The organism is Kangsaoukella pontilimi, from assembly GCF_009830125.1.
In the GTDB taxonomy this organism is placed as follows: domain Bacteria; phylum Pseudomonadota; class Alphaproteobacteria; order Rhodobacterales; family Rhodobacteraceae; genus Kangsaoukella; species Kangsaoukella pontilimi.
Window position 1 is genome coordinate 81,909 of the sequence record NZ_WUPT01000005.1, and the last position, 10,933, is coordinate 92,841.

General features: G+C 66.5%; 7 protein-coding genes and 1 pseudogene. All 8 read left to right on the forward strand.

What is annotated here, in order from left to right:
* The first annotated feature begins 85 nt into the window (after positions 1 to 85).
* The 8 genes and pseudogenes from bchF (at position 86) to puhA (ending at position 10,931) form a co-directional block, all read left to right on the forward strand.
* Positions 86 to 574, forward strand: a complete 489-nt coding sequence (gene bchF / locus GQ651_RS18155) for a 2-vinyl bacteriochlorophyllide hydratase (RefSeq protein WP_160765702.1) — start codon at positions 86 to 88, stop codon at positions 572 to 574.
* Positions 571 to 1,839 (forward strand): annotated as a pseudogene (locus GQ651_RS18160) (ferredoxin:protochlorophyllide reductase (ATP-dependent) subunit N); the annotation flags it as partial. The gene bchF and the pseudogene GQ651_RS18160, both read left to right, overlap by 4 nt.
* A gap of 86 nt (positions 1,840 to 1,925) precedes the next feature.
* Positions 1,926 to 3,449 carry a ferredoxin:protochlorophyllide reductase (ATP-dependent) subunit B gene (gene bchB / locus GQ651_RS18165; protein WP_160765704.1) on the forward strand — a complete coding sequence of 508 codons (1,524 nt, stop codon included), beginning with the start codon at positions 1,926 to 1,928 and terminating at the stop codon, positions 3,447 to 3,449.
* Entirely contained in the window at positions 3,439 to 6,987 is a 3,549-nt protein-coding gene (locus tag GQ651_RS18170) for a magnesium chelatase subunit H (RefSeq protein WP_160765705.1), read from the forward strand. The genes bchB and GQ651_RS18170 overlap by 11 nt, the downstream gene beginning before the upstream one ends.
* 217 nt (positions 6,988 to 7,204) lie before the next feature.
* Entirely contained in the window at positions 7,205 to 8,041 is an 837-nt protein-coding gene (gene bchL, locus GQ651_RS18175; RefSeq protein ID WP_227258365.1) for a ferredoxin:protochlorophyllide reductase (ATP-dependent) iron-sulfur ATP-binding protein, read from the forward strand.
* Positions 8,041 to 8,721, forward strand: a complete 681-nt coding sequence (bchM, locus tag GQ651_RS18180; RefSeq protein WP_160765707.1) for a magnesium protoporphyrin IX methyltransferase — start codon at positions 8,041 to 8,043, stop codon at positions 8,719 to 8,721. The genes bchL and bchM overlap by 1 nt, the downstream gene beginning before the upstream one ends.
* On the forward strand, positions 8,718 to 10,160 hold the full coding sequence (locus GQ651_RS18185; protein ID WP_160765708.1) for a PucC family protein: 1,443 nt from the start codon (positions 8,718 to 8,720) through the stop codon (positions 10,158 to 10,160). The genes bchM and GQ651_RS18185 overlap by 4 nt, the downstream gene beginning before the upstream one ends.
* 18 nt (positions 10,161 to 10,178) lie before the next feature.
* Positions 10,179 to 10,931 carry a photosynthetic reaction center subunit H gene (gene puhA / locus GQ651_RS18190; RefSeq protein ID WP_160765709.1) on the forward strand — a complete coding sequence of 251 codons (753 nt, stop codon included), beginning with the start codon at positions 10,179 to 10,181 and terminating at the stop codon, positions 10,929 to 10,931.
* The last annotated feature ends 2 nt before the right edge of the window (positions 10,932 to 10,933 follow it).

The following is a 10,933-nucleotide window of genomic DNA, read 5'->3' on the forward strand; positions in this document are numbered from 1 at the left end:
TCAGATTTCAAGTGTAAGTTTAGATTGACACTTTCCACATGCGAGGACTAACCTTCCTGGACACCGCCTGATGGGGAGATTGCGGATGTCCGTTCTGGACGAACAAACCCCGCATGGGTTTCGGATCTATACCGAGGCCGAGCGGGCGCGGCGGGATGCCTCTCCTTGGACACTTGTTCAGGGCGTGCTGGCGCCCCTTCAATTCGTGGTGTTCCTCGTCTCGCTGGCGCTTGTTGTCCGGTACCTTCTGACCGGCAGCGGCTACGAGGCGGCGACGGTGTCTATCGTCGTGAAGACACTCGTGCTCTACGCAATCATGGTGACCGGCTCGATCTGGGAAAAGGTCGTCTTCGGCAAATGGCTCTTCGCGAAACCGTTCTTCTGGGAAGACGTGTTCAGCTTCGTCGTCATTGCGCTCCACACCTTGTATATATGGGCGCTTTCAACAGGTTCGCTCTCCCCCGACCAGTTGATGGCGGTCGCGCTCGCGGCCTATGCGGCCTATGTCGTCAACGCCGGACAGTTCCTCAGAAAGCTGCGCCTCGCGCGGCTGGAAGCGGCGGCTGTCTCATGAATGTGCGCCCCGGAAATGCACCGCTGTCAGGCTGCGCAGACACCCCCGTTCTCAAGGAGCGCGGCCAGCACGAGGTGTTCTGCGGGCTGACCGGAATCATCTGGCTCCATCGCAAGATGCAGGACGCGTTTTTCCTCGTGGTCGGATCGCGCACCTGCGCCCATCTTCTGCAGTCCGCCGCCGGTGTCATGATCTTCGCGGAACCGCGCTTCGGCACGGCGATTCTCGAAGAGAAGGATCTCGCCGGTCTGGCCGACGCGCATGAGGAACTCGACCGCGAAGTTGCAAAGCTACTGTCAAGGCGGCCTGACATACGGCAGGTCTTCCTCGTCGGCTCCTGCCCGTCCGAGGTGATCAAGCTCGATCTGGCCCGCGCGGCCGAGCGGCTTTCCGCTCTTCACGGCCCCCGCATCCGCGTCATCAACTATTCCGGCTCGGGGATCGAGACGACGTTTACCCAGGGCGAAGACGCCTGCCTTGCCGCGATGGTCCCCGGTCTGCCGGCCACCGAGGCGAAAGAACTTTTGGTCGTCGGCGCACTGCCCGACGTGGTCGAGGATCAGGCGCTGTCGCTTCTCGGCCAGCTCGGCATCGACACTGTCCGCGTTCTCCCCGCGCGGCATGTCGACGAGACGCCCGCCATCGGCACGCACACGGTATACGCCCTGACCCAGCCGTTTCTCGGTGACACCTCCGCGGCGCTGGACCGGCGCGGCGCGCGCCGCATAGCGGCCCCCTTCCCCTTCGGCGAGGAAGGCACGACAGCCTGGCTCTGGGCCGTCGCGCAGGAATTCGGCGTGGCCCGTGAGCATTTCGACCGCGTCACCGAAGCGCCCCGCGCCCGCGCAAAAGCCGCCGTCGCCCGCCGGGCCGAACAGCTTTGCGGCAAAAGCGTCTTCTTCTTCCCCGACAGTCAGCTCGAGATCCCGCTCGCACGGTTCCTCACGCGCGAATGCGGGATGACCGCCGTCGAGATCGGAACCCCTTTCCTCCACCGCGACCTGATGGCCCCCGAACTCGCCCTGATCGCGCCGGGTCCGCGCCTGTCCGAAGGGCAGGACGTCGACCTGCAGCTTGACCGCGCCCGCGCCGACCGGCCCGACCTGTCGGTCTGCGGCCTCGGCCTTGCCAACCCGCTCGAGGCGGAAGGCCTCGCCACGAAATGGGCCATCGAGCTTGTCTTCACGCCGGTCCACTTCTACGAACAGGCCGGAGACCTCGCGGAACTCTTCGCCCGCCCCCTCAACCGCCGGTCACTCCTGAAGAACCATCCGTTCTTTGGGTCCGGAAAATCCTCGGGGGGAAGCCTCGAAGAGGCTGGGGGGCAGACAGCCCCCCTGAAGGTCGCCACATGAAGCTGTCGCTCTGGACATATGAGGGCCCGCCCCATGTGGGCGCGATGCGGGTCGCGACCGGCATGAAGGGCGTGCATTACGTGCTCCACGCGCCGCAGGGCGACACCTATGCCGACCTGCTCTTCACCATGATCGAGCGGCGCGACCACCGCCCGCCCGTCACCTACACCACCTTTCAGGCCCGCGACCTCGGCTCGGACACCGCCGAGCTTTTCGCCCGCGCCTGCCGCGACGCCTACGAGCGGTATCGGCCGGAAGCCCTGATCGTCGGAGCCTCCTGCACCGCCGAACTGATCCAGGACGATCCCGGCGGGCTGGCCGAGGCCATCGGCCTGCCGATTCCGGTCATCCCGCTCGAACTGCCGTCCTACCAGCGGAAAGAGAATTTCGGCGCGGACGAAACCTTCTTCCAGCTTGTCCGCCACCTTGCCGGCCCGGCCGAGCGGACGGACCGCGTGTCGGCCAATATCCTCGGCCCCACCGGTCTCGGCTTCCGCCACCGCGACGATATCGTCGAGGTCACCGCGCTTCTCAATGAGATCGGCATCGACGTGAACGTGGTGGCCCCCATGGGTGCCGCGCCCTCTGATCTGACCCGCCTCGCCGCTGCGCATTTCAACGTGCTCCTTTACCCCGAGACGGGCGAAGCGGCGGCGCGCTGGCTCGAACGGACCCATGGTCAGCCCTTTACGAAAACCGTGCCAATCGGCGTCGGCGCGACCCGCGACTTCATCGAAGAGGCCGCCTCTCTCGCGGGCCTACCCGCGCGCGCTGACGAGACCCGCCTGCGCCAGCCCTGGTACAGCGCCTCGGTCGATTCGACCTACCTGACGGGCAAGCGCGTCTTTGTCTTCGGCGACGCCACCCATGTGGCTGCCGCCGCCCGCATCGCCCGCGACGAGATGGGCTTCGAGGTGGCGGGCCTCGGCTGCTACAACCGCGAATTCGCCCGGTCCATCCGCGCGCTCGCCAAGGACTACGGCGTCGAGGCCGTGATCTCGGACGATTATCTCGACGTGGAAGAGGCGATCGCCGCGCTCCAGCCCGAACTGATCCTCGGCACCCAGATGGAGCGCCATATCGGCAAGCGTCTCGGCATCCCCTGCGCCGTGATCTCCAGTCCGGTCCATGTTCAGGATTTCCCCGCGCGCTACAGCCCGCAGGCCGGTTGGGAAGGCGCGAACGTCATCTTCGACACATGGGTGCACCCGCTGGTGATGGGGCTGGAAGAGCACCTTCTGACCATGTTCCGCGAGGATTTCGAATTCCACGATCAGGCGGGACCGTCGCATCACGGGGGCTCTGCCCCCCGGCCTGCGGCCTCCCCCCGGGATATTTCGGAACAGGCGAAGACAGGCGAGGTCATCTGGCTGGCCGACGCCGAGACCGAACTGAAGAAGGTACCCTTCTTCGTGCGCGGCAAGGCGCGCCGCAACACCGAGGCCTTCGCCGCCGAGCGCGGGGTCAACGAGATCAGCATCGACACGCTTTACGAGGCAAAGGCCCATTATGCGCGATGACGGCAGCATAGACGCCTATCGCGTGGCGATCGTCACGCTGGACGCCCATGCGGCGGGGCCGGCAGCGCGTGTCGAGCAGAAGCTGGCCCGCGACTTCCCCGGCCTTGTCGTCACCGTGCACGCCGCCGCCGAATGGGCGGAAAATCAGGCCGCGCTCGACGATGCCAAGGCCGCCGTCAACACCGCCGATATCGTGATCGCCAACCTGCTTTTCATCGAAGAGCACATCACCGCGATCCTGCCCGAGCTGCGCGCCGCGCGCGACCGGGCCGACGCCTTTATCGGCGTCATCGCGGATGGGCAGATCGTCAAGCTGACCAGGATGGGCGACCTGGACATGTCCCGCCCGCAATCGGCCGCCGTGCGCCTGATGAAAAAGCTCCGCGGCTCGTCCAAGCCCTCGGGCGCGTCGGGCGAAAAGCAGATGCGGATGCTCCGCCGGATCCCGCGCATCCTGCGCTTCATTCCGGGAAAGGCGCAGGACCTGCGGGCCTGGTTCCTGACGATGCAGTACTGGCTGGGCGGGTCCGACGACAACGTCGAAGAGATGCTGCGCTTCCTCGTGGGCCGCTATGCCAGCGACCGCACCTGGAAAAGCCGCCCCGCGAATGCGCCCATCGACTACGCCGATGTCGGCCTTTATCACCCCGACCTGAAAGGCCGCATCACCACTGACGCGGCGAAACTCCCTGCGGCATCCGACGCGAAAGGCACCGTGGGCCTCCTGCTGATGCGGTCCTACGTGCTGGCCTCCGACACGGCCCATTACGACGCGGTCATCCGCGCCTTCGAGGCAGAGGGCCTGAACGTGCTGCCCGCCTTCGCGGCGGGGCTGGACGGGCGGCCCGCGATCGAAGCCTATTTCAGGGGCAAGGTGGACACCCTCGTCTCGCTCACCGGATTCAGCCTTGTCGGCGGCCCGGCCTATAACGACAGCGACGCCGCGGTGGGCGTCCTCTCCGAACTGGATGTGCCCTACGTGGCCGCGCACCCGCTCGAATTCCAGACGCTGGAGCAGTGGGGCGCCTCTGAGGGCGGCCTCGGCCCGGTCGAGACCACGATGCTCGTGGCGCTCCCCGAGATCGACGGCGCGACGAACCCCACGGTTTTCGCCGGTCGCCATGGCGGCGGCGCGTGCACCGGATGCCACCGGGGATGCACGGGGTCAGGCGCCGATGCCCGTGCCATGTCGCCCTGCCACGAGCGGATCGCCTCGCTTACCGAAAAAGTGGCCCGGCTGGCCGCGCTTCGGAAAAAGGCGCTTGGGGACCGGAACGTCGCCATCGTACTTTTCGGCTTTCCGCCCAATGCCGGGGCCATCGGGACGGCGGCCTATCTGTCGGTCTTCGAGAGCCTCTTCAACACGCTGAACGAAATGAAATCAGCGGGTTACGACGTCGATCCGCCCGCAAGCGTCGAGGCTCTGCGCGACGCGGTCCTGAACGGCAACGCGAAACTCCACGGGCAGGAGGCGAATGTCGCCGACATCGTCGACGCCGACACGATCGTGCGCAAAACGCCCAACCTGTCCGAGATCGAAGCCGTCTGGGGCCCCGCACCCGGCCGGCACCTCAGCGACGGGCGCGGCGTCTTCATCCTGGGCCAGCGCTTCGGCAAGGTCTTCGTCGGTGTCCAGCCCACCTTTGGCTACGAAGGCGACCCGATGCGCCTGCTCTTCGAGAAGAGCTTCGCGCCCACCCATGCTTTCGTTCAGTTCTACCTCTGGCTCCGGAACACTTTCGCCGCCGATGCCGTCCTGCATTTCGGAATGCACGGCGCGCTCGAATTCATGCCGGGCCGTCAGGCGGGCATGGGCGCGCGGGACTGGCCCGACCGCCTGATCGGCGAGCTGCCGAACATCTACCTCTACGCCGCCAACAACCCCTCCGAGGCGACGCTGGCCAAGCGCCGGGCGAACGCGGTCACCGTGACCCACCTGACGCCGCCTCTGGCCTCCGCCGGTCTCTACAAGGGTCTTCTGGAACTCAAGGACAGCGTGTCCAAGTGGCGCTCGATCGGTGCCGATGACCCCGCGCGGCCCGATCTTGCCGAGCTGATCCGCGCCCAGGCCGAGGCGGTGGACCTCGACGGCACCGACCCCGACACGCTCTGGCTGGCGCTTCTGGAAACCGAAGAGGCGCTGATTCCCGACGGGCTGCACGTGGTCGGGCGACCCATGGACGATACGCGGCGCGCCAACCTGCTCGATGCGATCCCCGACCTGAGCGCCGAGGCCCGCGCCGCCCTCGATACCGCCCTTCAGGCCGAGACCGAGATCCCCGCGCTTCTCCGCGCGCTAGACGGGCGCTATATCGCGCCGGTCCCCGGCGGCGACCTGATCCGCAATCAGGGCATCCTGCCCACGGGCCGCAACCTCCACGCGTTCGATCCCTTCCGGATGCCGACCGCCTTCGCCCTTAGCGATGGCAAGGCACAGGCCGACCGCCTGCTCGAAGCCCACGCCACCCTGCCCCGCTCGGTGGCTCTGGTCCTCTGGGGCTCGGACAACATCAAGTCCGACGGCGGCCCCATCGCGCAGGCACTGGCGCTGATGGGCGCGGAACCCCGCTTCGACAGCTACGGACGCCTGTCGGGCGCCGACCTGATCCCGCTCGAAACCCTCGGCCGCCCCCGGATCGACGTGGTGATGACGCTCTCCGGTATCTTCCGCGATCTCCTGCCCTTGCAGACCCGGATGCTGGCCGAAGCCGCGTGGAAGGCCGCGACGGCGGACGAACCCGTCGCTCAGAACTTCGTCCGCGCCCATGCGCTTGCCTATATCGAACAGACCGGCGCCGACATGGAAACTGCCGCGCTCCGCGTGTTCTCGAATGCCGAGGGCGCCTACGGCTCGAACGTCAACCAACTGGTCGACAGCTCGGCCTTCGGGGACGAGGAAGAACTGGCCGACGCCTACGAGGCAAGGAAGAGCTTTGCCTATTCCCGCTTCGGCAAGGCCGCCAAGAACGCCGAGCTTCTGCAGAATACGCTTAAGGACGTCGATCTCGCCTATCAGAACCTCGAATCCGTGGAACTGGGCGTCACCTCGGTCGACCACTACTTCGACACGCTCGGCGGCATCGCCCGCGCGGTGAAGCGCGCCAAGGGCACCGATGCGCCCGTCTATATCGGCGACCAGACGCGCGGCGCGGGCAAGGTCCGCACGCTTCAGGACCAGATCGCGCTGGAAACCCGGTCGCGCAGCCTGAACCCGAAATTCTTCGAGCCGCTCCTGCAGCACGGCCATGAAGGCGTCCGTCAGATCGAGGCGCATGTGACCAATACGCTCGGCTGGTCGGCGACGACCGGTCAGGTCGAGCCGTGGGTCTATCAGCGCCTGTCCGAGACCTTCGTTCTGGACGAGGACATGCGCCGCCGGCTTTCGGCCCTGAACCCCGAGGCCAGCGTCCGCATGGCGAACCGCCTGATCGAAGCCTCCGACCGCAACTACTGGCAACCCGACGACGCGACGCTCGCGGCGCTTCAGGATGCCGCCGACGACCTTGAAGACCGGATGGAAGGGATAGCAGCAGAATGAGGGACGATATGAAATATCGGCCCAGTGCGGGAAAGCGATTGGCAAAGCCAATTGCGGTCGCACCCCGTTCGAATGCTGGGCGCCCGTCCACCGACACACAAAACCCGAAAGGAGGGCCCGTATGAGCCCCCGTGACGAAATCGACGTACCCCGCCTTCGCGCGGCCAGTGGACAGACCCGCCGTGGCGAGGATGGGGAAGGCTCCGTTCAGGTCCACATGGATGCCTCCATGAAGATCGAAGGGGCCAAGGTCTTTTCCGTCTACGGCAAGGGCGGTATCGGCAAATCCACGACCTCGTCGAACATTTCCGCCGCCTTCGCGACGCTCGGCAAGCGCGTGCTTCAGATCGGCTGCGACCCGAAGCATGACAGCACCTTCACCCTGACCGGCAGCCTCGTTCCGACCGTCATCGACATCCTCAAGGAAGTCGATTTCCACGCCGAGGAACTGCGCCCCGAGGATTTCATGTTCGAAGGCTTCGGCGGCGTCATGTGTGTCGAGGCGGGCGGCCCGCCCGCCGGCACCGGCTGCGGCGGCTATGTCGTGGGCCAGACCGTCAAGCTTCTGAAACAGCATCATATGCTCGAAGACACCGACGTCGTGATCTTCGACGTCTTGGGTGACGTGGTCTGCGGCGGCTTCGCCGCGCCCCTTCAGCACGCCGACCGCGCCCTCGTCGTCACCGCGAACGACTTCGACTCGATCTACGCCATGAACCGCATCATCGCAGCGGTCGAGGCCAAGTCGAAGAACTACGGCGTGCGCCTCGCCGGTTGCGTCGCCAACCGCTCGAAAGCCACCGACGAGGTCGATCGCTACTGCGACGCCGTGGGCTTCAAGCGGATCGCGCATATGCCCGATTACGACGCGATCCGCCGCTCGCGGCTGAAGAAGAAGACGCTTTTCGAGATGCCCGAAGAGGACGACATCCTCGCCGCGCGCGCCGAATACATCTCGCTGGCCGAAAAGCTCTGGAACTCCGTGGGCGACGACCCGCTGACGCCCTCGCCGCTGCCTGACCGCGAGATCTTCGAACTCCTGGGATTCGATTGATGACCTATCAGGACACCCGCGACAGGTTGGAAACCTATTTCGACCGGACAGCTTCCCGCACGTGGGAGGCGCTGACCTCGGACGCACCGGTAAGCCGCATCCGGCAAACCGTGCGCGAGGGGCGTGACGCCATGCGGGCGGAACTCCTGTCGATCCTGCCGACCGACCTCCGCGGCGCCCATGTGCTCGACGCAGGCGCGGGCGCGGGCCAGATGTCGATCGAACTGGCCGAACGCGGCGCGATGGTCACCGCCATCGACATCTCGCCCTCTCTTCTGGCCGTGGCCGAGCGGCGGACGCCCGAGCACCTGAAGGGCCGCATCTCCTATCGTCCGGGCGACATGCTCGACCCCGAACTGGGCCATTTCGACGCCGTCATCGCGATGGACAGCCTGATCCATTACACCGCCGCCGACATCGCGCGCGCGCTCGACCGTCTGACTCGCCAGTCATCCGGCCCGGTCGCCTTCACCGTCGCGCCAAAGACCGCGCTTCTCACCGCGATGTGGTGGGCGGGCAAGGCCTTCCCCCGCTCCGACAGATCCCCCGCGATCCAGCCGCACAAGGCCGCCACGATCTCGAACCATCTCGCGAAACTCGGCTCTTCGGCGGACCTGTCCGTCCACGCCCGCATCTCCCGCGGCTTCTACATCAGTCAGGCGATGGAGGCGCGCGCATGATCATCCCGCAGAGCCTCGTCAAGCGCCTGTCGCTCCGCTTCCTGCCCTTCGCGGACGCGGCCAGCGATGACCTGCCGCTCGGCCAGCTTCTGCGCCTGTCGCTGTTCCAGATCTCGGTCGGCATGGCGACGGTGATGCTGCTCGGCACGCTGAACCGCGTGATGATCGTCGAGCTTTCGGTCCCCGCCACCATCGTCGCGGTGATGATCGCGCTCCCGGTCCTGTCGGCCCCGTTCCGCGCGCTTCTGGGCTTCCGCTCGGACACCCACAAAAGCGCCATCGGCTGGAAACGCATCCCCTATCTCTGGTTCGGCTCGCTCTGGCAGTTCGGCGGCCTCGCCATCATGCCCTTCGCTCTGATCATCCTCGGCGGAAGCCAGACGCTCGGCCCCAGCTTCGCGGGCGAGATCGGCGCGGGCCTCGCCTTCCTCCTGACCGGCATCGGCATCCACATGACCCAGACCGCCGGTCTGGCGCTCGCCTCGGACCGGGCCACGGATGAGACACGCCCCCGCGTCGTGGCGCTCCTTTACGTCATGTTCCTGATCGGAATGGGAATTTCGGCCGTCATCGTCGGGTTCCTGCTGCGCGATTTCTCGAACCTGCGCCTGATTCAGGTGGTGCAGGGCACCGCCGTCGTGACGATCCTTCTGAATATCGTGGCGCTCTGGAAACAGGAAAGCGTCCGCCCCATGAGCCGCGAAGAGCGCAGCCAGCCGCGCCCCAGATTCGCCGACGCATGGGCCGACTTCACCTCGGGCGGCGATGCCGGGCGGCTTCTGGCGGTGGTCTTCCTCGGCACCATGGCCTTCAACATGCAGGACGTCCTGCTCGAACCATACGGCGGCGAGATCCTTGGCCTCTCGGTCTCGGCCACAACGCTTCTGACGGCGATCTGGGCCACCGGCGCGCTTCTGGGCTTCGCGCTCGCCGCGCGCTGGCTCGCCCGGCAGCTCAGCCCCTATCACATGTGCGTCCGGGGCATCCTTGTGGGCCTCGCCGCCTTCTCGGCGGTGATCTTCGCCGATCCCATGAACTCCCCTGCCCTCTTCTTCGCGGGCGCCTTCGGTATCGGCCTCGGCGGCGGGCTCTTCGCCGTATCTACGCTCACCGCCGCCATGACGCTGCCCATGGGCGCGCGCGCCGGACAGGGCCTGGCCCTCGGCGCATGGGGCGCCGCACAGGCCACGGCGGCCGGCCTCGCCATCGCCATCGGCGGCACGCTCCGCGATGCGGTCGGCGCGCTGGCACAATCCGGGGCGCTCGGCCCCACGCTCGACACGCCCGGCACGGGCTATTCGGTCGTGTATCACATCGAGATCGCACTTCTCTTCGGGACGCTCGTCGTCCTCGGCCCGCTGGTGCGCCTCGCTTTCCTGAAACCAAACCAACCCACCACGGAAAACGGCAGGATCGGGCTTGCCGATTTCCCGACCTAACCCACGGAAGGATACGACATGGTAGGTGTTACTTTCTTCGGAGATTTCGATCTCGCAAGCGCCGCGATATGGGGCTTCTGGCTCTTCTTCGCGGGGCTGGTCTTCTATCTCCAGACCGAAAACATGCGCGAGGGCTACCCCCTCGAGATGGAAGACGGCTCGCCGTCGCCCAACCAGGGACCGTTCCCGGTGCCGAAGCCCAAGACCTTCGAGACCATCGACGGCCGTTCGATCACCGTGCCCTCGCCCGAGAACGAGGCCGCGCATCGCCGCGACGGTCTGGCGCTCGAGAAGATGGCCGTCTCGGAAGGCTTCCCGCAGATGCCCACGGGCGACGCGATGGCCGACGGTGTCGGCCCGGCCTCTTGGGCCCCGCGCGAGGACGCGCCGGAACTCGACGCCCACGGCAAGCCCAAGATCACGCCGATGGCGGGGCATGAGAGCTTCTTCATCTCGGCCGGGCGCGACCCGCGCGGCATGCCGATCCTCTCGAAGGACGATCAGGTCGTCGGGCATTGCACCGACATGTGGATCGACGAGGGCGAACAGGAAGTCCGCTATCTGGAATACGAACTGGAAGCCGAGCATGGCTCGGGCAAGCGCCTCGTGCCGATCCAGCTGACCAAGGTTCAGCCGCGCTGGATCATGGTGGCCTCGCTCCATTCGTCGCGCTTCGAGGGCGTGCCGCAGGTCCGCACAGCGGGCCAGGTGACCAAGCTCGAAGAAGAGAAGATCTGCGCCTGGTACGCCGGCGGCACGCTCTACTCGTGAAC

Bases quoted from the DNA above. Each gene is read 5' to 3' on its own strand.
- bchL (WP_227258365.1), top strand. From the start codon at position 7,205: ATGGATGCCTCCATGAAGATCGAAGGGGCCAAGGTCTTTTCCGTCTAC.
- bchM (WP_160765707.1), top strand. From the start codon at position 8,041: ATGACCTATCAGGACACCCGCGACAGGTTGGAAACCTATTTCGACCGG.
- bchB (WP_160765704.1), top strand. From the start codon at position 1,926: ATGAAGCTGTCGCTCTGGACATATGAGGGCCCGCCCCATGTGGGCGCG.
- GQ651_RS18185 (WP_160765708.1), top strand. From the start codon at position 8,718: ATGATCATCCCGCAGAGCCTCGTCAAGCGCCTGTCGCTCCGCTTCCTG.
- GQ651_RS18170 (WP_160765705.1), top strand. From the start codon at position 3,439: ATGCGCGATGACGGCAGCATAGACGCCTATCGCGTGGCGATCGTCACG.
- bchF (WP_160765702.1), top strand. From the start codon at position 86: ATGTCCGTTCTGGACGAACAAACCCCGCATGGGTTTCGGATCTATACC.
- puhA (WP_160765709.1), top strand. From the start codon at position 10,179: ATGGTAGGTGTTACTTTCTTCGGAGATTTCGATCTCGCAAGCGCCGCG.